Source organism: Oxalobacter formigenes (assembly GCF_002127965.1).
GTDB lineage: Bacteria > Pseudomonadota > Gammaproteobacteria > Burkholderiales > Burkholderiaceae_D > Oxalobacter > Oxalobacter formigenes.
Map to the genome: position 1 here is coordinate 778,742 of NZ_CP018787.1, position 18,879 is coordinate 797,620.

An 18,879-nucleotide genomic window follows, 5' to 3' on the forward strand; every position below is an offset into this window, starting at 1 on the left:
CGGTTTGAGGTTTACAAGTCTGGGGAGTGGCAGCAAGGGTAATTCCCTGCTGGTGTCGACTGAAGATGGACTGACATCCACGACCGTTATGGTGGATTGCGGTTTCGGGATACGCGAAATGACGCGGCGGCTCAATCGGGCCGGTTGCGAACCGGCCGATCTGTCTGCCATTATCGTGACTCACGAGCATAGCGATCATGCAGGAAGTGCCCTGACTCTGGCAAAACGATACCAGATCCCTCTCTGGATGAGTTATGGCACTTTTCAATCGCTTGGAAAAGATTTTTCCGGGGTCGAACTCAATTTTTGCCGGGATGGCGATTCTTTTTCCGTGAATGACTTTCAGGTCAATGCATTCACAGTCTCTCACGATGCACGTGAACCCCTCCAGTTTTCCATTGACGACGGACATGCCAAATTCGGGATGCTGACCGATACGGGGCAGGTAACGCCACATATTTCAAATGCTCTGGCTCGGTGCGATGCGCTCATGATTGAATGCAACTACGACGAGCAAATGCTGGAGAAATCGGTTTACCCTTATTACCTGAAAAAACGGATCAGCAGTATTTACGGTCATTTATCCAATGATTGCGCAGCCGGTTTTTTGAGTGAACATGGTTTGTCACGTCTGAAAACCATTATAGGAGCGCATTTAAGCCAGAATAACAATTTGCCTGAACTGGCAAAAACGGCAATCGATGCTGTTGTCGGTAAAAATGCAATAGAAGTGGTGATTGCTACACAGGAAGAAGGGTTCGGCTGGAAGAAGCTGACCGGAATGTGACCTTATCGTCAGCAGCAAGGGTTTTGGGAAACAAAAAAGCCGATCCGGAGATCGGCTTTTTTTGCGAAGCAAGAATTATTTCTTGGCAGCGTCTTTAGCAGCAGCAGCGGCGTCTTTAGCAGCGCCAGCAGCGTCTTTAGCAGCACCAGCTGCATCTTTAGCAGCGGTAGCTGCGTCTTTAGCTGCAGGAGCGGCAGCGTCTTTAGCAGCTGGAGCAGCAGCGTCTTTAGCTGGAGCAGCAGGAGCAGCAGCTGGAGTTGCTTCAGCAGGTTTTTTATCAGCTGGTTTTTCGCCAACTTTACATGCGGTCAGAGCCAGAGCCATCAGGCCAACGAGCAATAAAGACTTTTTCATTTGTAATCCTTAATTAAATATAGGTTATTACCGGTAATTAAAATACTACATGAATAGAGTGTTATCGAAAACTTGTGTTACGCAACGACAACTCTCTAATAGCGCAGATTATAGCCACTTTTTCCGGATGTAGTCGCTGCTTTTTGATGTTTTTGCATCTGTTTTGCAATCTCGCAACAGGTTTTGACCTATGTTCAAATGGTTTAGGCTGGCTCAAACAAAAGATTGAGAAATATCATAATTGAATTTCATGCCCGCAAGTTGCTCTAAAATAATGGTTTCGCGGTTTTTATATTTAGAAAACAGGTATTTAATGCTTTTTTTATGTGAAGAAATTATATAAAAAGCAGCTGCTTTTTTATAAAAAATGGAGTTTTGTTTCTGTCGAGAAATAAAGGGAATCGGTGAAATAATTAATTAATGATTAACAGGAAATTAAAAGTGCCGCTGAAAATCCTGTTTTCCGGTTTAAAAAAGTAAATCATTTGTGCAAGTTGATGTTATATACATGCAGGCTTGCGTTTAAAAACTCGTGAAGCAGGTATAATTTTTCATCTGCATAACAAGGCCATCAGGAGAAAGTATGAAAATTGCCAAAAATACAGTAGTGACCGTTCACTACAAATTGTCTGATGCACAAAACAATATGCTTGAAGACGGGCAGGAACCGATTGTTTATCTCCATGGTGGATACGACGATACCTTGCCTGCACTTGAGAAAGCGCTTGATGGTCAGGATATCGGTTACAAGACAATGATTCAGGTGGAACCTGAAGATGCGTTCGGGGAATACGATTCGGCGCTTTTGAAAATTGAACAAAGAGAGCTTTTTCCCGAAGCCCTTGAAATCGGGATGCAGTTTGAAGGTATACCAGATAATGCCGATCCTGCTGATGAACCTGCCATTTATGTTGTGACGGATATAGCTGACGGGAAGGTCATACTTGACGGTAACCATCCTTTGGCGGGCATCGCCTTGCGTTTCGAACTGACGGTGACAGACGTTCGTGCAGCAACAGAGAAAGAGATCGAACAGGGCCATGTCAATGACATAGACGATCAGGATGACGATGAGAGCGGGAACGACCATTTCAGAAGCATCGTTTTGCATTGACCTAAGTCATTGTTTCATTTCCATGATTGACCAGTATTGGCTGGTCACGCTAAAATATCAGATTGCTTGAATTCTGGGAGCAGCATGCGACGTAAACTGATTGTCGGAAACTGGAAAATGAATGGCAGCCTGGCCATGAATGCCGAATTGTTAAGCGGCATCAGGGAAGGGCTGGCTGGTATTGACTGTGATCTGGCGATCTGTGTTCCGTTTCCGTATCTTCCCCAATGTCAGGCAGCTCTTGAAGGAACCGATGTCGCTCTGGGAGCACAGGACGTTTCCGCTCATGCGGTAGGCGCGTACACAGGCCAGATTTCAACGCGAATGTTGCTGGACTTCGGCTGCAAGTATGTCATTGTCGGTCATTCGGAACGGCGCGAATACTGCAATGAGTCTGATGAACTGGTTGCCAACAAGGTTCAGCGGGCCCTGGCTGGTGGCCTGACTCCGATCGTCTGTGTCGGGGAGTCACTCTATGACAAGGAAGAAGGACGGACTGCCGAAGTGGTCGGGAGACAGATCAATACAGTGCTGTCAGTCCTTGAAGAAAGAGAAGTTTGCGATATCGTTGTGGCTTATGAACCGGTTTGGGCGATTGGAACCGGTAAAACGCCTTCTCCCCTCGCCGTGGAGGAAGTACATGCCATGTTGCGGGAACAAATGATACGCAAGAACCCGGATGCGATAGAATGTGTCCGGATTTTGTATGGCGGCAGTATGAAACCGGGTAATGCCGAAGAATTGTTGCACATGCCTGATATTGATGGCGGACTGATCGGCGGGGCTGCTTTGAAAGCTTCCGATTTTCTGGCTATCGCACGTCAGGCATCCAAGTTGGGCTAACCAGTTATTAAAGGAAAAGCAGGAAAATGCTGTATAACATTATTATTATCATTCAGGTCATTTCGGCTCTGGCCATTATCGCCTTGGTCTTGATGCAGCAAGGCAAGGGCGCTGATATGGGCGCAGCTTTCGGCGCAGGTTCATCCGGTAGTGGAAGTCTTTTCGGCGCTTCAGGTTCTTCCAATTTTCTGTCCAAATCGACAGCTATTGCGGCGGTTATTTTCTTTGTCTCGACTCTTGTGATGGCATATATCGGAAATAGCCGTGCACCGACCCAGAGTGGTATTATCGAAAAATTGCAGTCTGCACCGGTTGCGCCTGTGGAACAGCCGAAGGCACCGGAACCATCGATGAGCAAGGACGCTTCCGGCGCTGCTGCCATTCCTGGAGCAACCCAGTCAATGGAACAGGGTAAAAATACATCAAAATAAAAAATATACCGTTTCCGATCTCATAAAAACTTGATGAAAAGGACGGTTGTTGAGATAATCTTATGCTTATGCCGACGTGGTGGAATTGGTAGACACGCTATCTTGAGGGGGTAGTGGCGAAAGTCGTGCGAGTTCAAGTCTCGCCGTCGGCACCAAAAGCTAGTTCAAAGCAGTGCGATAAAGTACAGTAACCCGTGTAAAACCAAGTGTTTACGCGGGTTTTTTGTTTTTTGCGGTATAGTGACGTTCTATGCAATCCAGCTATTTCGGGTATAGATTGGATATACCCATTTTTGCATATACCCAAAAAGGCTCTGCAATGGCAAAAATCATCGTTCCACTGAACCAAAAACAGATCGATAACGCCAAACCCAAAGAAAAAAGCTACTCGCTCTTTGACGGAGGCGGGCTGTACATGGAAGTGTCCCCAAAGGGTTCCAAACTCTGGCGAATGAAATTCCGACAGAATGGAAAGGCTTGACTTCAAATATATCTCAGTTGCTCTTCAAGAGGCCAGAATCAAGAGAGACCAAGCTTTGTTCATACAAAAAGTTAAGAATTTTTGTTTCTAAAAAACAATAAATATAAACTATTGGTGTTTGATTGCATTTTATGCAAATGTAATGATATGAAATGGTTGTTGAATATTAATTTTTCCTGTGGGAAAGATGAAATTGTCGTTTTTTGGATAAGACTCGGGGGGGCTGACGTTCGACAGCAAAAAGATCTGTAATTTGAATCCTGAATACCGGGATTCCGCAGCACAGCATAGTTCCCTTGCGGTAACCATAAAGTTTTTTGAATTTTTAATGCCAGTGTATTGGCGGACTTATAAAAAGTTAGTGAAATGGATTTTTCATTTCAAGATAGATCTAACTTTCATATTTCTGTGGAAAAATTTGTTTTCAGAACCTTTATTGCCGCTGGGTTATCCTGTTTTGCCGCCTTCAACAGCCATTCATAGGCCTTGTTTTTATCGACTTGAATTCCATAGCCTGTGAGATACCGATATCCTATCTGAAATTGGGCTTCCGGCATGCCATTATAGGCTGCCTTAAGAATCCATTCTGTCGATTTATATGAATTTTGATTGACACCACATCCACTTGAGTAAAGCTTGCCAAGAGCGTACTGAGCCGGCGCATAGAATTTTGCAGCTGCCTTTTTGTACCAGAAAAAGGCTTTTTTGCAATCCTGTTGAATCCCTTGTCCTTTTTGATAAATATTTCCCAGATTGTATTGGGCTCCGGCATCCTCTTTTTCGGCGGCGCGCATGAACCATTTACGGGCGGCCTGATAATCCTGACGTGTTCCTTTTCCTTGCAGGTATATACGTCCGAGATTGTACTGCGCATCCTGATCGCCATTTTCTGCGAGAGACAGGAGTTTTTGATGAACCTGAGTATGTTGACTGTCGGGATCAGATGTTCCGGTTATCGGATGCGTTTGTGCAAACGACGAAGCAGAAATGGTCAAAAAAACAACATTGAAAATCACCCATTTTTCTATATAAGAAAAATGATGTTTGAAGCGGTAAAAACGGCTTTTCATAGTATCTCTCAGGCAACTTTCTCCAGCGTCGCTTTTTTTTCTGAAAAATATCAACAGGAGTTTTGATCTTTATCTACGATACTACGATAAACGTAGTATCGTCTGCAAGCAAAAATTACGATGATCGTAGCCAACTGAAAGAGCTACGATGCCCGAATCGCCTAAAAAATATTTCCCGCTTTTTTCGCGTCGTTTAAAAGATGCGCGGATAAAAGCCGGACTTTCCCAGAAACGGCTTGGAATAGAGGCCGGCATAGACGAGTTCGTAGCCAGTACGCGTATCAATCGTTATGAAAAGGGAGTCCATCAGGCTGATGAAGCCACGGCCATTCTTTTGGCACACGTTCTGGGAGTTCCACTGGCCTATTTTTATGCGGAAGACGACAGTCTTGCTGAAATGATTCTGGGGTTTTGCCAGTTGAACCGTGCCGACAGGAATGAGGTGCTCGATCTGGTGCAGAAAAAACTGAGTCCGGAATAAAAGGAATTCACCCGGGATATCCTGAAGGGGTTTTGGGGAAAATCCATTTTCGGTGTATCATAGAGCTTTAGTATGTCTGCTAAACGTTTCCTGAGTCGCTTCGGTTCGGTTTCATCTTTTTTCAACAAGATCCAGACTGAATTGTCCTTCGGAAATTCGCGCCATATGGGTGGGCCTGGCCTGTCTTTCAACATTTCCTGTGTTTAAGCCTGAACGTGAATCTAGAAAATTACTTCCCCGTTCTGCTTTTTCTTCTGGTTGCATTGTTTTTCGGTGTTTTTTCCCTGTTTCTCGGGAGAATTCTTGCGCCTCATCGTCCCGATGCGGAAAAAAATTCTCCTTACGAGTGCGGGATCGCGCCCTTCGACGATGCACGGATGAAGTTTGACGTTCGCTTTTACCTGATCGCGATCCTGTTCATTCTTTTCGATCTGGAAACGGCTTTCCTTTTTCCCTGGGCTTCGGCCATGAAGGATCTGGGTTGGGAGGCTTTTGTCGCAATCATGATTTTTCTGGCGGAACTGGTGGCAGGTTTCTGGTACATATGGAAAAAGGGAGCGCTGAATTGGGAATAAGCGCAAAGGGAGAAGCTTGTGGCGATTGAAGGCCTGATGGACAAGGGATTTGTCACAACGACGCTGGATACGGCCATCAACTGGCTGCGAACAGGGTCGGTATGGCCAGTGACGTTCGGTCTCGCCTGTTGCGCTATCGAGATGATGCACAGCAGTATGCCGCGCTACGATATGGACCGTTTCGGCACTTTCTTCCGCGCCAGCCCGCGCCAGTCCGATCTGATGATCGTGGCCGGTACGCTTTGCAACAAGATGGCGCCTGCGCTCCGGAAGGTGTATGACCAGATGGCTGAACCGCGCTGGGTCGTGTCGATGGGGTCCTGTGCCAATGGCGGTGGTTATTATCACGATTCCTATTCTGTCGTCAGAGGCTGCGACAAAATCGTTCCGGTCGACATTTACGTTCCCGGCTGTCCACCGACAGCCGAGGCTTTGCTGTATGCGCTGATCCAGTTGAGAACGAAAATCAAGCGTACCAGTACGATTGCGCGCCAGTAGGATAAAAATATATGCGAAGACATCCTGCACAATTGATCGAGATCCTGCGCGCCGTTTTCGGCGAGCGTATCACCCATTTAAGTGAAGATTTTTCAGAGGTGACGCTTGTCATTGGCAAATCCGATTATCTCGACGTGATGAAAACGCTCAAAGGCGCTCCGGAATTGCAATTTGCGGAATTGATCGATTTGTGTGGCATTGATTATGCAGGTTACAACAATGACCCGAATGGTTTGGAGGGCAAGCGTTTTGCAGTCGTTTCCCATCTCCTGTCGCTGGAATTCAACTGCCGTCTGCGAGTGCGAGTGTTCGCTGAAGACGAACAGATGCCGTCTGTGCCTTCGATTGTCGATATCTGGCCTTCAGCCAACTGGTTCGAGCGGGAAGCGTTCGATCTTTACGGCATCCTCTTTGACGGGCACCCTGATTTGCGTCGCATCCTGACCGATTACGGATTTGTCGGTCATCCCTTCCGGAAGGATTTCCCGATTCAGGGCTACGTCGAAATGCGTTACGACGAAGAACAGAAGAGGGTGGTTTACCAGCCCGTTACCATCGAACCCCGCGAAATCACGCCGCGCGTGATCCGTGATGACAAATTCGGGAGGGAGTGATGGCCGAAATTCGCAATTACACCATCAATTTCGGGCCTCAACATCCATCCGCACATGGCGTGTTACGACTGATTCTGGAGCTCGACGGCGAAACAATTGTCCGGGCAGACCCTCACATCGGGATGCTCCATCGCGCTACTGAAAAACTGGCGGAACAGCGGACATATCTGCAGGCACTCCCTTATATGGACAGGCTCGATTATGTCTCGATGATGTGTAGCGAGCATGCCTATGTGATGGCGATCGAAAAGATGCTGGAACTGGACGTGCCGATCCGCGCGCAATACATCCGCGTCATGTTCGATGAAATCACCCGGCTGTTGAGCCATTTGCTCTGGCTGGGTTCGCAAGCACTGGATATGGGCGCGATGGCAGTCATCCTGTACGCTTTCCGTGAGAGGGAAGACTTGATGGATTGTTACGAAGCGGCCAGTGGCGCTCGTATGCATGCTGCCTATTACCGTCCGGGTGGCGTCAGTCAGGATTTGCCGGATTCGATGCCGAAATTCAAAAAGACGAAATTCCAGAGTGACAAGCGCATCAAGACCTTGAATGCCAACCGGGAAGGGTCTTTGCTTGATTTCATCGAAGACTTCACGAACCGTTTCCCGAAATGTGTGGATGAATACGAAACGCTGCTTACCGATAACCGGATCTGGAAACAGAGGCTGGTCGGTGTCGGCGTCATTTCTCCGGAAGACGCGCTGGCAGCCGGGTTTACAGGCCCGATGCTGCGCGGTTCAGGGGTGGAATGGGATTTGAGGAAAAAACAGCCTTATGCCGTCTATGACAAAATGGATTTTGCCATTCCGGTCGGCAAGGAAGGCGACTGTTACGACCGCTATCTGGTGAGGGTCGAGGAAATGCGCCAGTCCAACCGGATCATCCGGCAATGCGTGGACTGGCTGAAACAGAACCCCGGCCCGATCAAGTCGGATGATTACAGGGTATCGACACCACCACGGGCGAAAATGAAAACGGGAATGGAAGAAATGATTCATCATTTCAAGCTGTTTACGGAAGGTTTTCATTTGCCGAAAGGGGAAATTTATTCGGCTGTCGAAGCGCCCAAGGGTGAATTCGGGATTTACATGGTTTCCGACGGGGCGAACAAACCCTTCCGGATGAAAATACGTGCTCCGTCTTTTGTACATTTGCAGGGACTGGAACAGTTGGTCAAGGGGCATCTGATTGCCGATGCGGTTGCCGTGATCGGCAGTATCGATATCGTGTTCGGTGAAGTGGACCGCTAGAAAATTTGACAGGTGAAACATGTTGTTGAGTGAGGAATCGTACCGGAAAATCGACAGGGAACTGGAAAAGTTCCCGCCGACAAAAAAACGGTCGGCGGCGATTGCCGCCCTGACAGTTGCACAGGATGAAAAAGGCTGGTTGTCTCCTGACGTCATAAAGGAAGTTGCTAATTATCTGGGACTGCCTGCGATAGCGGTGGGCGAAGTCGCCAGTTTTTACAGCATGTTCAATACCAGTCCCGTCGGCAAGTACAAGATCGCGGTCTGTTCCAATCTGCCTTGCGAAATGACGGGAAGCGATCAGGCTGCGGCGTATCTCAGGCAGAAGCTGGGGATCGAATTCGGTGAAACCACGCCGGACGGACTTTTCACGCTGGTGGCAAGCGAATGCATGGGGGCATGTGGAGATGGTCCGGTCATTATGGTGAATAACAAAAACATGCATATGCGCATGACGAACGACAAGATCGACAGACTGCTGGAGGAACTGAAACAATGACCTGCCTGCATGGCCGTCATGCCGAACCTCTGCTTTTCAGGGGACTGACGGGCGATAACTGGACACTGGCGGACTACGTTTCGCGCGGAGGATACGAACAATTCAAACGTATCCTTGCCGAACGCATGCCGCGTGAACGGATTATCGATGAAGTCAGGGCTTCCGGTTTGCGCGGTCGGGGCGGAGCAGGTTTTCCGACGGCGGTCAAATGGGGTTTCATGCCCAAAGATCATCCCGGACAGATGTACCTGATTTGCAATGCCGATGAAAGCGAACCGGGTACGTTCAAGGACAGGGACATTCTTCGTTACAACCCTCATGCGGTTATCGAGGGGATGCTGATCGCAGCGTATGCGATGGGCATTACAGCCGGGTATATCTACATTCACGGTGAAATCTGGGCAGTGTACGAACAGTTCGGGGAAGCGATCCGGCAGGCGCGTGAAGCAGGGCTGATCGGCAGGGATTTGCAGGGTTCGGGTTTCGATTTCGAGTTGCACGCGTTTCATGGTTATGGCGCGTATATCTGCGGGGAAGAAACGGCACTGCTGGAATCGATGGAAGGCAAACGCGGGCAGCCGAGGTTCAAGCCGCCTTTCCCTGCCACGAACGGTTTGTACGGACAGCCGACGACGATCAATAATGTGGAAACACTGGCCTATGTGCCTTTCATCATGGCGATGGGGGGCGATGCGTATGCGGCTCTGGGGCGAAACAATTGTCCCGGTACCAAGATTTTCTGCCTGTCCGGCGACGTAGCGAGACCAGGCAATTATGAAGTGCCACTGGGTATTTCGTTTCCTGAATTGCTGGAACTGGCCGGGGGCATGAAGGACGGACTTGCGATGAAGGCGGTTATTCCGGGAGGATCGTCCTCACCGGTGTTGCCGGCTGAAACAATGATGCAGCTGAATATGGATTACGACTCGATCGCGAAAGCCGGTTCGATGCTGGGGACAGGCGGAGTGATCGTATTGAATGAAACACGTTGCATGGTGAAAGCGCTGCTGAACCTGTCCCGTTTTTACTGGAACGAGTCGTGCGGGCAATGCACGCCTTGCCGTGAAGGAACCGGCTGGCTCGTCAGTCTGATCGAACGGATCGAAAACGGTCAGGGAAAAACGGAAGATCTGGATTTGCTGGATAATGTCGCTGCCAATATCATGGGCAGGACGATTTGCGCGCTGGGTGACGCTGCCGCAATGCCGGTCCGATCGTTCATAAAGCATTTCAGAGCGGAATTCGAATATCACATTGAACACAAACGGTGCCCTGAAGCATCTGGCCCACGGGAATAGATGAATATGGTTGAAATCGAGATTGATGGCGAGAAAATAAAGGCGGAACCGGGCAGTTCACTGCTTCAGGTCGCGCTTGACTCGGGCAAGCCGATCCCGCATTTCTGCTATCACAAGAAACTGTCGATTACGGCCAGCTGCCGCATGTGCCTCGTCGAAGTCGACAAAACACCGAAACTGGTGCCTGCCTGTGCCACTCCGGTGACGGAAGGCATGCTTGTCCATACCGATAGCGTAAAAGTCATCGAAGCCAGAAAAGCGGTGATGGAATTCCTGCTCATCAATCATCCACTCGATTGTCCTGTTTGCGATCAGGGAGGCGAGTGCCTCCTTCAGGATTATTCGGTCGGATATGGCACTTCAAAAGCCCGTTTTACCGGGGAAAAACGCATTGTTTTCGTAAAAAATGCCGGGCCGCTGATTTCCATGCAGGAAATGAGCCGCTGTATCCAGTGCACCCGTTGTGTCCGTTTCGGCGAAGAGATCGGTGGCCTGATGGAATTCGGTATGGTCAACCGGGGTGACCGTGAAGAGATCACGACTTTCCTGAATAAAAACGTCAATTCCGAATTGTCCGGCAACATGATCGACGTTTGTCCTGTCGGGGCGCTGACATCCAAACCGTTCCGGTTTTCGGCGCGTGGCTGGGAACTGGCGTCGCATCGTTCGGTCAGCCCGCATGACGGTCTCGGATCGAACATGAATGTCCAGACTCTGCGGGGTCAGGTGATGCGTGTTTTGCCGATCGAGAATGAAGCCGTAAACGAATGCTGGCTCTCCGACCGTGACCGTTTTTCTTATGAAGCCTTGAATAGTCCTGAACGTTTGACCGTTCCGATGGTCAAGCAGGATAACCGCTGGATCGAGACGGATTGGGAAACGGCACTGAATTACGTGACACATGGTTTGAAGAGTATCAGCCGGGATCATGGCGCCTCGTCGCTGGCTGCGCTGGCTTCCCCGCAGGCAACGCTGGAAGAGTTGTCTCTGCTGCAAAAACTGGTGCGCAAGATGGGATCGGAAAAAGTCGAATTCCGCTTGCGCCAGTCGGATTTCACACTGGATGGAAAAATCCTGCCCTGGCTGGGTATGAAGATTGAAGAAATCGGGAGTCTGGATCAGGTTTTTGTTATCGGATCGTTTTTGCGCTCTGAAGCACCGCTCCTGGCTGCCCGTTTCAGAAAGGCGGCAATAAACGGTGCAAGAGTCAGCATGTTGCATGCCGTCGATGACGACTGGCTGATGCCGGTTGAAAACAGGTTTATCGGATCACCCGCAAAATGGTTGTCCATGCTGGGCGAGATCATTACTGCGGTGGCAATAAAAAAAGGAATGCCTGTTCCCGACTGGCTGGGAAATCTGCCGGTGACTGAAACGGCTGACCGTATTGCCGCGTCACTGATGGATGGAGAAAACAGGGCGATCATTCTGGGAGCGCTTGCCCTGCAACATGAACAGGCTTCAGCCTTGCATATGGCGGCCGAATGGCTGGCAGAAAATACCGGGGCGAAATTCGGTGTATTGACAGAAGGAGCCAATGCGACTGGCGCTTATCTGGCAAATGCTTTCCCGACACCGGGTTCGGGACAAACCCTGAGCAATATTGCATCGGATTCGACGAAAGCTTTCCTGTTGTTGCAGACGGAACCGGAACTGGATGTCGCCGATCAGCCGAAGATGAAGGCAGCACTGCAACAGGCGGAAATGGTCGTGGCCTTGACACCATTCAAACAGAGTCTCGATGTGGCCGATGTGTTGCTGCCAGTTGCCCTGTTTACCGAAACCTCCGGAACCTATATCAATTTCGAAGGGCGTGTGCAGTCTTTTGAAGGAGCGGTTGCGCCACCGGGTGAAACGCGCCCTGCGTGGAAAGTGCTTCGGGTGCTGGGCAATTTCCTTGATTTGCCTGAGTTCGACTATGACTCGTCTGAACAGGTCCGGGATGAATGCCTGCACAACCGGAATATTGACGCAGAATTGAACAATGTCTGTGGCCTCCTGCTGGAATTCGATGCATCCGAAACCGTTTCTGAAACGGGCATTAGGCGTATAGCCGACGTCCCGCTCTATTTTTCGGACATGATCGTTCGTCGAGCACCTTCCCTGCAACAGACACAGGCTGCCGCAGAACCGCTTGTTCATCTGCCTGCCGCGCTGTTTGATGAAATGGGATTGAACGACAGGGACAAGGTCAGAGTCTGGCAGGAGCAAGGCGAAGCCGTTCTGCCTGCCGTAAAAGACGAAACACTGCCGGATAACGTTGTCAGGCTGGCGACGGGTCATCCTTCAACCGCGATGCTGGGGCCGATAAACGGCTGGATTGGAGTCGGACGCACATGATGACGGAATTGCTCAATCTGGTGCACCACTACGGCAATCTGTTCTTCGGATCGCTGTGGCCTGTCGTCTGGATCATGATCCGGATCGGCATCATTCTTGCGCCGATTCTGGGTATCGTCACTTTCCTGACTCTCGGTGAACGGAAAGTGATCGGCTGGATGCATGCGCGTCTTGGGCCGAATCGGGTAGGCCCTCTTGGCCTGATCCAGCCGATCGCCGATGCAATCAAGTTGCTTCTGAAAGAAATCATTGTCCCGGAAAAGGCCGACAAGGTCTTGTTCTGGCTGGCTCCGGTACTGGCGATGGCGCCTGCGCTGGCGGCATGGGCTGTGATTCCGTTCGGCCCGGATATGGTGCTGGCGAACGTCAATGCAGGCCTGTTGTTCATTATGGCGATCACGTCGATCAGTATTTACGGGATCATCATCGGCGGGTGGGCATCCAATTCAAAATATGCCCTGATGGGAGCGGTCCGTGCCGCGGCACTCATGATTTCTTTTGGGATTCCCCTGGGTTTTTCGCTCGTGATCGTCCTGCTGGTCTCTGGAAGCCTGAATCTCTCGGATATTGTCATCGGGCAAAGTCATGGCTTTTTCGCCAGTTACGGATTCACTTTCCTGTCCTGGAACTGGATTCCGCTTTTTCCGATTTTCGTTGTTTATATCATTTGCTCGATAGCGGAAACCGGACGGCATCCGTTCGATACGACAGAAGGGGAATCCGAAATCGTCGCCGGTCATATGGTTGAATACTCCGGTATGGCGTTTGCCATGTTTTATCTGGCCGAGTATGCCAATATTGTCCTGTTTTCGACGATGGCGGCCATCATGTTTCTGGGAGGATGGCTGGCGCCGGTCAACTGGTCTTTTCTCGCGTGGGTGCCGGGCTGGATCTGGCTGGCTTCCAAGACGTTCACCATCGTTTTCATATTCATCTGGGTTCGGGCGACATTCCCGCGTTACCGTTACGATCATGCAATGCGGCTTGGCTGGAAGGTGCTGATTCCGCTTACACTGGCTTACCTCGTTTTCATCGCCTGCTGGATGCAGACGCCTTTCAATATATGGCAATGAGGCAAAGCGGATGAAAACGATAAAACATTTTTTCAAAACCTTCTCCCTGATCGAACTGATTCAGGGAATGGCCCTGACTTTGAGAGTCATGTTCAGGCGCAAGGCGACGGTTCGTTATCCGGAAGAAAAAACGCCTTTGTCGCCCCGTTTCCGCGGCATGCATGCCCTGATGCGCGATGAAAACGGCGAGGAAAAATGTATCGGCTGCAAATTGTGTGAGTCTGTCTGTCCGGCCAAGGCCATTCTGATCGAAACGGAAGAGCGGGAGGACGGGACGAGAAGGACGACGCGATACGATATCGACCAGAGCAAATGCATATTCTGCGGCCTGTGCGAGGAAGCGTGCCCGGTCGATGCCATTGTCGAGATACCGATGTTCGAATATAGTGCCGACGGGAAAAACGATTTGCTGTTTTCGAAGGAAGTTTTGCTGAAAGTAGGCGATACATACAAGGAAGAAATAAAGGAAGCGAAGGATGCCGATGAACCCTACCGTTAAAGGCCTGATCGCTTTATGAATGCCATGCAACTGACAAACGTTCTCTTTTATGTGTTTGGCGCCATTATGGTACTGGCGGCGTTGCGCGTCATTACGTCGCGACATCCTGTGCATGCCGTGCTGTATCTTGTCCTTTCTTTTTTCACCGGGGCGGCGATCTGGATACTGCTGAAAGCGGAATTTCTCGCCCTGATCCTGCTTCTGGTTTATGTCGGGGCTGTCATGGTGCTCTTCCTTTTCGTCGTCATGATGATGGATCTGGATCTGACCGAACTGAAAAGGGCAGCCAGAAAGAATATGATTTCCGCCACGATTGTGGGCGTGGCGATCGTGCTTGAAATGTCGGCGGTTCTTTTCCGCGGCTTCTGGATGATTGATTCACACGTTCCGAAAAGTGCGTCGAAAATCGGATTGACGGCGGAGATCGGGAAAGCCCTGTTTACCGATTATCTCTTCAATGTTGAAATTGCAGCGATCATCCTGCTTGTCGCGCTGATCGCGGCCGTGACACTGACGTTTAGGAAAAGAACGGACGCCAAATATACGTCGGCCAACAAGGCCATTCATGTCCGGGCTGAAGACAGGATACGCATTGTCGAGATGAAAGCGGAAACGTTTGAACAGGAAACCAAACGGGAGGATGCGCCATGATGACCGTTTCACTGGTGCATTATCTGATTCTGGCGGCGATCCTGTTTTCGATCGGGGTGATGGGCATTTTCATCAACCGGCGTAATCTGATCATGTTGTTGATGTCGATTGAGCTGATGCTGTTGGCGATCAATCTGAATTTCATCGCCTTTTCCCACTATCTCGGGGATATTGCCGGACAGGTTTTCGTGTTTTTCATCCTGACGGTAGCCGCTTCGGAAACGGCAATCGGTCTGGGAATACTGGTGGTTCTTTTCAGGCGGATCAGTTCGGTCAAGACCGACGATCTGGATAGCCTGAAGGGATGACGTGATTATATGAACGCAAGCATTTACAGAATAATTTAAGGAAAGAACGGGAATGCCGGATCAACTGAACGTCCATTTATTGCTGGCTGCGCTTTTGGCGCCGCTGGCGGGCGCATTGATCGCCGGCCTGATGGGTTCGATGTTCGGAGGCCATCTCATCCGCCGGAGAACGTCGAAAGCTGTCACGGTTTTGGGTGTGGCCATTTCGTTCGTCTGTTCATTGTTGATTTTGCTGGAAGTCATTTCCGGAGCGGAGTTCAACGGGCCGGTCTATACATGGGCGACTATCGGGAATCTGAAACTGGAAATCGGTTTTCTGGTCGATAAGCTGACAGCCATGATGATGGTCGTCGTCACCTTCATTTCCCTGCTGGTCCACATCTATTCGATGGGCTATATGGAAAACGACGACAACGTCAGCCGCTTTTTCTCGTATATATCCCTCTTTACCTTTTCCATGCTCTCGCTCGTGATGAGCAACAATTTCCTGCAGCTTTTCTTCGGTTGGGAAGCGGTCGGACTCGTTTCCTATCTGCTGATCGGGTTCTGGCTGGAAAAACCGACGGCCGTGTCAGCCGGTTTGAAAGCTTTCCTCGTCAACCGTGTGGGCGATTTCGGGTTCATTATCGGGATCGGGCTGGTCTTTGCATTTGCCGGTTCGCTGAACTATCAGGACGTTTTCACCATACGTGAACAACTGGCGATGATGACTTTGCCGGGAACCGGCTGGCTCGTCATTACGGCGATTTGCCTCTTCCTTTTTGTCGGCGCAATGGGTAAATCGGCCCAATTCCCGTTCCATGTCTGGCTGCCGGATTCGATGGAAGGCCCGACACCGATCTCCGCGCTGATCCATGCCGCCACGATGGTGACCGCCGGTATTTTCATGGTGGCACGTTTGTCGCCATTGTATGAATTGTCCGAGACGGCGCTTTCCGTCATGGTCGTTGTCGGTGCGATTTCGGCACTCTTTTTGGGACTGGTCGCGATGGTGCAGACCGACATCAAGCGGATCATTGCCTATTCGACCTTGTCGCAACTCGGTTATATGGTCGTCGCGCTCGGAGTTTCGGCCTATTCTGTCGCCGTTTTCCACCTGATGACGCATGCATTCTTCAAGGCTTTGCTTTTCCTTGCTGCTGGTTCGGTCATTCTGGGCATGCATCACGATCAGGATATCCGGAACATGGGCGGCTTGCGCAAATACATGCCGCTGACATGGATAACGGCACTGATCGGTTCTTTGGCCCTGACTGGCGTGCCTTTCTTTTCCGGTTTCTATTCCAAGGAAACGATTATCGGCGCGGTCAGGGCATCATCCGTGACCGGTTCGACTGTCGCTCTGGTCGCCGTTATTGCCGGTTTGTTCGTTACCGGTTTTTATACGTTCAGGCTGTTTTTCTATGTTTTTCACGGAAAAGAACGCTTCCAGCGGCAGCAACTGGTCAATCTGAAGACGGCTGAAAAGGAAAAAATCCCGCAGGGCAATATCATCGGCCTGCTTCCCGGCGAAAAACCACAGGAATCGTCCTGGATCATCCGCTTGCCGCTCATACTGTTGGCGATTCCGTCGGTCATCGCCGGATATTTCATGATCGAGCCGATGGTGTTCGGTAATTTTTTCGAGGACGTGATTTTCGTCGATAACGAGAAGCATGCGGGTATGCAGGCGCTGGCGCTTCATTTCGATAATGCCCTGTCGATGACTTTGCATGAAATCATGACACCGACTTTCTGGCTGGCGATAGCCGGTATTGCGATGGCATGGTATTTCTACATGGGCAATCCGGTGGTTCCGATCCGCCTGCGGCGCCGGTTCCGCTTCCTGCACCGGCTGCTGGTTGAACAGTATTATCTGGACAAATTGTATGAAAGAGTATTTGTGAACGGCACCTTGTGGCTGGGCAATGTCCTGTGGAAGAAAATTGACGAAACACTGATCGACGACTGGATTATTTCCCGCTTCTTTGTGAAAGGAACGAAAAAGCTCGGACGTGTCGTGTTCAAGGTGGTCGATGTCGTCATGATCGACGGTGTGCTGGTAAACGGGGGATCGAAAATGGTGGGCTGGATCGCCTCTATCGTCCGGCACTTCCAGTCGGGCTATCTGTACCATTACGTTTTTGCCATGATTATCGGCCTGTTGTGCCTGCTGTTCTGGTTTGTTCCCATCAGTTTGAGATAAAAGTTTGATCGGATAAATATGCCTAATCTGTCGTATTCAGCCTTTCCAGTCCTGTCGCTAGCGATCTGGTGCCCGGTGTTTTTCGGCTTGCTGGTACTCGTGACCGGGAAGGATGAAAGAGCCTTGTTCGTTCGCTGGCTGTCGCTTCTCGGCGCGGTGGTCAGTTTTGCCGTTACCTTGCCACTGGCGATCCATTTCGACAGAAGCGCACACGGCATGCAATTCGTCGAGCGGCATTCATGGATCAAACTCTTTCATGTTGAGTACGCGCTGGGTGTGGACGGGATTTCCATGTGGTTCGTCCTGTTGTCGGCGCTGATTACGCTGATCGTCGTCATTGCTGGATGGAACGTCATCCAGAAACAGATCGCGCAATACATGGGGGCTTTCCTGATCCTGTCCGGCCTGATGATCGGTGTGTTCTCGACGTTTGACGGGCTTTTGTTTTACGTTTTCTTCGAGGCGACCCTGATCCCAATGTTCGTCATAATCGGCGTATGGGGTGGTGAACGGCGTGTTTATGCAGCGTTCAAGTTTTTCCTGTATACCTTCTTCGGGTCGCTGCCGATGCTGATCGGTATCCTGTACCTCTATCTCCAAACGAACAGTTTCAATATCTTTACCTGGTATAACGCGCCGATTCCCCTGAACGTGCAGATATGGCTTTTCATCGCGTTTTTGACGGCCTTTGCCGTCAAGGTTCCGATGTGGCCGGTACACACCTGGTTGCCCGATGCCCACGTCGAGGCGCCAACGGGTGGCTCGGTCATTCTTGCTGCCCTCATGCTGAAGCTGGGTGCTTATGGTTTTATCCGTTTTTCCCTGCCGATCCTGCCGGACGCCAGCCGGACGCTGGCATGGCTCATGATCGCGCTGTCGCTGATCGCCGTGATCTACATCGGGCTGGTCGCGCTTGTCCAGAAAGACATGAAGAAACTGATCGCCTATTCGTCCATTGCGCATATGGGCTTTGTGACGCTCGGTTTCTTCCTGTTTGAAAACATCACCGTCGATGGGGCGCTGGTACAGATGATTTCGCACGGTTTCGTCTCGGCCGCCATGTTCCTCTGTGTCGGCGTACTTTACGACCGGATGCATACCCGCCAGATTGCCGATTACGGTGGCGTTGCCTTTGTCATGCCGCGTTTTGCGGCGTTCTTCGTTCTGTTTGCGCTGGCGAATTGCGGTTTGCCGGGAACGTCCGGTTTCGTGGGTGAAGTCATGGTCATTCTGGGAGCGGTGAAGGTCAATGTCTGGATCGGTGCCGCGGGTGCGCTGGCCCTGATTCTGGGCGCGGCTTATACGCTCTGGATGATCAAGCGTGTACTCTATGGGCCAATTGAAAACGAACAGGTTGCGGCATTGAAAGACATCAGTGCGAGGGAATTTTTCATGCTGGTGGTTCTGGGTGCTTTCGTGCTTGCGATTGGGATTTATCCTGCATGGGTGACCGATGTCATGCAGACGTCCGTTGCCGATCTGCTGGTGCATGTTTCGCAGTCCAAACTGTAAGAGGCGGATAAGA

The 18,879-nt window shown here is 50.4% G+C and carries 22 protein-coding genes and 1 tRNA gene; 21 read left to right on the forward strand and 2 right to left on the reverse strand.

What is annotated here, in order from left to right:
- Window positions 1-4: 4 nt before the first annotated feature.
- Window positions 5-787 (forward strand): MBL fold metallo-hydrolase, encoded by a 783-nt coding sequence (locus BRW83_RS03675; protein ID WP_005881434.1) that lies wholly within the window; start codon window positions 5-7, stop codon window positions 785-787.
- Between the two features lie 75 nt (window positions 788-862).
- Here the strand turns inward: BRW83_RS03675 and BRW83_RS03680 are convergent, their stop codons facing one another.
- The gene (locus BRW83_RS03680) at window positions 863-1,141 is read right to left on the reverse strand and encodes a hypothetical protein (RefSeq protein WP_005881433.1); all 279 of its coding nucleotides are present in this window, start codon (window positions 1,139-1,141) and stop codon (window positions 863-865) included.
- 583 nt (window positions 1,142-1,724) lie between these two features.
- Between BRW83_RS03680 and BRW83_RS03685 the strand changes: the two genes are divergently transcribed.
- The 5 genes from BRW83_RS03685 to BRW83_RS11650 all read left to right on the forward strand — a co-directional run bounded on the left by BRW83_RS03685 (window position 1,725) and on the right by BRW83_RS11650 (window position 4,010).
- Window positions 1,725-2,255 carry an FKBP-type peptidyl-prolyl cis-trans isomerase gene (locus BRW83_RS03685; protein WP_005881432.1) on the forward strand — a complete coding sequence of 177 codons (531 nt, stop codon included), beginning with the start codon at window positions 1,725-1,727 and terminating at the stop codon, window positions 2,253-2,255.
- Window positions 2,256-2,339: 84 nt separating this feature from the next.
- On the forward strand, window positions 2,340-3,098 hold the full coding sequence (gene tpiA / locus BRW83_RS03690; RefSeq protein WP_005881431.1) for a triose-phosphate isomerase: 759 nt from the start codon (window positions 2,340-2,342) through the stop codon (window positions 3,096-3,098).
- Between the two features lie 26 nt (window positions 3,099-3,124).
- Window positions 3,125-3,529: a preprotein translocase subunit SecG gene (gene secG, locus BRW83_RS03695; RefSeq protein ID WP_005881430.1), complete on the forward strand. Its 405-nt coding sequence runs from the start codon at window positions 3,125-3,127 to the stop codon at window positions 3,527-3,529.
- Window positions 3,530-3,599: 70 nt separating this feature from the next.
- Window positions 3,600-3,684, forward strand: a tRNA-Leu gene (locus tag BRW83_RS03700).
- A gap of 164 nt (window positions 3,685-3,848) precedes the next feature.
- Complete coding sequence (locus tag BRW83_RS11650; protein ID WP_186447489.1) at window positions 3,849-4,010, forward strand: Arm DNA-binding domain-containing protein; 162 nt, start codon at window positions 3,849-3,851, stop codon at window positions 4,008-4,010.
- A gap of 398 nt (window positions 4,011-4,408) precedes the next feature.
- Here the strand turns inward: BRW83_RS11650 and BRW83_RS12055 are convergent, their stop codons facing one another.
- Window positions 4,409-5,026: a tetratricopeptide repeat protein gene (locus tag BRW83_RS12055; RefSeq protein ID WP_257789319.1), complete on the reverse strand. Its 618-nt coding sequence runs from the start codon at window positions 5,024-5,026 to the stop codon at window positions 4,409-4,411.
- Here BRW83_RS12055 and BRW83_RS11955 point away from each other — a divergent pair.
- The 15 genes from BRW83_RS11955 (at window position 4,922) to BRW83_RS03775 (ending at window position 18,866) form a co-directional block, all read left to right on the forward strand.
- Complete coding sequence (locus BRW83_RS11955) at window positions 4,922-5,146, forward strand: hypothetical protein (RefSeq protein ID WP_231284502.1); 225 nt, start codon at window positions 4,922-4,924, stop codon at window positions 5,144-5,146. The two genes, BRW83_RS12055 and BRW83_RS11955, sit on opposite strands and share 105 nt — an antisense overlap.
- A gap of 82 nt (window positions 5,147-5,228) precedes the next feature.
- Window positions 5,229-5,561 (forward strand): helix-turn-helix domain-containing protein, encoded by a 333-nt coding sequence (locus tag BRW83_RS03710; protein ID WP_005881426.1) that lies wholly within the window; start codon window positions 5,229-5,231, stop codon window positions 5,559-5,561.
- Window positions 5,562-5,776: 215 nt separating this feature from the next.
- A complete protein-coding gene (gene ndhC, locus BRW83_RS03715; RefSeq protein ID WP_005881425.1) occupies window positions 5,777-6,136 on the forward strand; it encodes an NADH-quinone oxidoreductase subunit A in 360 nt (119 codons plus the stop codon).
- Window positions 6,137-6,154: 18 nt separating this feature from the next.
- Entirely contained in the window at window positions 6,155-6,634 is a 480-nt protein-coding gene (locus BRW83_RS03720) for a NuoB/complex I 20 kDa subunit family protein (protein ID WP_005881424.1), read from the forward strand.
- 11 nt (window positions 6,635-6,645) lie between these two features.
- Window positions 6,646-7,248: an NADH-quinone oxidoreductase subunit C gene (locus BRW83_RS03725; protein ID WP_005881423.1), complete on the forward strand. Its 603-nt coding sequence runs from the start codon at window positions 6,646-6,648 to the stop codon at window positions 7,246-7,248.
- Entirely contained in the window at window positions 7,248-8,501 is a 1,254-nt protein-coding gene (locus tag BRW83_RS03730; protein WP_005881422.1) for an NADH-quinone oxidoreductase subunit D, read from the forward strand. Before BRW83_RS03725 ends, BRW83_RS03730 begins: the two co-directional genes overlap by 1 nt.
- 19 nt (window positions 8,502-8,520) lie before the next feature.
- Window positions 8,521-9,000 (forward strand): NADH-quinone oxidoreductase subunit NuoE, encoded by a 480-nt coding sequence (gene nuoE, locus BRW83_RS03735; RefSeq protein ID WP_005881420.1) that lies wholly within the window; start codon window positions 8,521-8,523, stop codon window positions 8,998-9,000.
- Window positions 8,997-10,298, forward strand: coding sequence for an NADH-quinone oxidoreductase subunit NuoF (gene nuoF / locus BRW83_RS03740; RefSeq protein ID WP_005881418.1), 1,302 nt, complete (start codon window positions 8,997-8,999; stop codon window positions 10,296-10,298). Before nuoE ends, nuoF begins: the two co-directional genes overlap by 4 nt.
- A 6-nt stretch (window positions 10,299-10,304) precedes the next feature.
- Window positions 10,305-12,638 carry an NADH-quinone oxidoreductase subunit NuoG gene (nuoG, locus tag BRW83_RS03745; RefSeq protein ID WP_086131821.1) on the forward strand — a complete coding sequence of 778 codons (2,334 nt, stop codon included), beginning with the start codon at window positions 10,305-10,307 and terminating at the stop codon, window positions 12,636-12,638.
- Window positions 12,638-13,711 carry an NADH-quinone oxidoreductase subunit NuoH gene (gene nuoH, locus BRW83_RS03750; RefSeq protein ID WP_005881416.1) on the forward strand — a complete coding sequence of 358 codons (1,074 nt, stop codon included), beginning with the start codon at window positions 12,638-12,640 and terminating at the stop codon, window positions 13,709-13,711. The genes nuoG and nuoH overlap by 1 nt, the downstream gene beginning before the upstream one ends.
- A gap of 10 nt (window positions 13,712-13,721) precedes the next feature.
- A complete protein-coding gene (nuoI, locus tag BRW83_RS03755) occupies window positions 13,722-14,210 on the forward strand; it encodes an NADH-quinone oxidoreductase subunit NuoI (RefSeq protein ID WP_005881415.1) in 489 nt (162 codons plus the stop codon).
- A 15-nt stretch (window positions 14,211-14,225) separates the two neighbouring features.
- Window positions 14,226-14,861 (forward strand): NADH-quinone oxidoreductase subunit J, encoded by a 636-nt coding sequence (locus BRW83_RS03760; RefSeq protein WP_005881414.1) that lies wholly within the window; start codon window positions 14,226-14,228, stop codon window positions 14,859-14,861.
- Window positions 14,858-15,169, forward strand: a complete 312-nt coding sequence (gene nuoK, locus BRW83_RS03765; RefSeq protein WP_005881413.1) for an NADH-quinone oxidoreductase subunit NuoK — start codon at window positions 14,858-14,860, stop codon at window positions 15,167-15,169. Before BRW83_RS03760 ends, nuoK begins: the two co-directional genes overlap by 4 nt.
- Before the next feature lie 52 nt (window positions 15,170-15,221).
- On the forward strand, window positions 15,222-17,354 hold the full coding sequence (nuoL, locus tag BRW83_RS03770) for an NADH-quinone oxidoreductase subunit L (protein ID WP_036603102.1): 2,133 nt from the start codon (window positions 15,222-15,224) through the stop codon (window positions 17,352-17,354).
- A gap of 18 nt (window positions 17,355-17,372) precedes the next feature.
- The gene (locus BRW83_RS03775) at window positions 17,373-18,866 is read left to right on the forward strand and encodes an NADH-quinone oxidoreductase subunit M (protein ID WP_005881411.1); all 1,494 of its coding nucleotides are present in this window, start codon (window positions 17,373-17,375) and stop codon (window positions 18,864-18,866) included.
- The last annotated feature ends 13 nt before the right edge of the window (window positions 18,867-18,879 follow it).

Coding starts and splice junctions, on each gene's coding strand:
- BRW83_RS03680 (WP_005881433.1), bottom strand. CDS start 1,141: ATGAAAAAGTCTTTATTGCTCGTTGGCCTGATGGCTCTGGCTCTGACC.
- BRW83_RS03685 (WP_005881432.1), top strand. CDS start 1,725: ATGAAAATTGCCAAAAATACAGTAGTGACCGTTCACTACAAATTGTCT.
- tpiA (WP_005881431.1), top strand. CDS start 2,340: ATGCGACGTAAACTGATTGTCGGAAACTGGAAAATGAATGGCAGCCTG.
- secG (WP_005881430.1), top strand. CDS start 3,125: ATGCTGTATAACATTATTATTATCATTCAGGTCATTTCGGCTCTGGCC.
- BRW83_RS11650 (WP_186447489.1), top strand. CDS start 3,849: ATGGCAAAAATCATCGTTCCACTGAACCAAAAACAGATCGATAACGCC.
- BRW83_RS11955 (WP_231284502.1), top strand. CDS start 4,922: ATGAACCTGAGTATGTTGACTGTCGGGATCAGATGTTCCGGTTATCGG.
- BRW83_RS03710 (WP_005881426.1), top strand. CDS start 5,229: ATGCCCGAATCGCCTAAAAAATATTTCCCGCTTTTTTCGCGTCGTTTA.
- BRW83_RS03725 (WP_005881423.1), top strand. CDS start 6,646: ATGCGAAGACATCCTGCACAATTGATCGAGATCCTGCGCGCCGTTTTC.
- BRW83_RS03730 (WP_005881422.1), top strand. CDS start 7,248: ATGGCCGAAATTCGCAATTACACCATCAATTTCGGGCCTCAACATCCA.
- nuoE (WP_005881420.1), top strand. CDS start 8,521: ATGTTGTTGAGTGAGGAATCGTACCGGAAAATCGACAGGGAACTGGAA.
- nuoF (WP_005881418.1), top strand. CDS start 8,997: ATGACCTGCCTGCATGGCCGTCATGCCGAACCTCTGCTTTTCAGGGGA.
- nuoG (WP_086131821.1), top strand. CDS start 10,305: ATGGTTGAAATCGAGATTGATGGCGAGAAAATAAAGGCGGAACCGGGC.
- nuoH (WP_005881416.1), top strand. CDS start 12,638: ATGACGGAATTGCTCAATCTGGTGCACCACTACGGCAATCTGTTCTTC.
- nuoI (WP_005881415.1), top strand. CDS start 13,722: ATGAAAACGATAAAACATTTTTTCAAAACCTTCTCCCTGATCGAACTG.
- BRW83_RS03760 (WP_005881414.1), top strand. CDS start 14,226: ATGAATGCCATGCAACTGACAAACGTTCTCTTTTATGTGTTTGGCGCC.
- nuoK (WP_005881413.1), top strand. CDS start 14,858: ATGATGACCGTTTCACTGGTGCATTATCTGATTCTGGCGGCGATCCTG.
- nuoL (WP_036603102.1), top strand. CDS start 15,222: ATGCCGGATCAACTGAACGTCCATTTATTGCTGGCTGCGCTTTTGGCG.
- BRW83_RS03775 (WP_005881411.1), top strand. CDS start 17,373: ATGCCTAATCTGTCGTATTCAGCCTTTCCAGTCCTGTCGCTAGCGATC.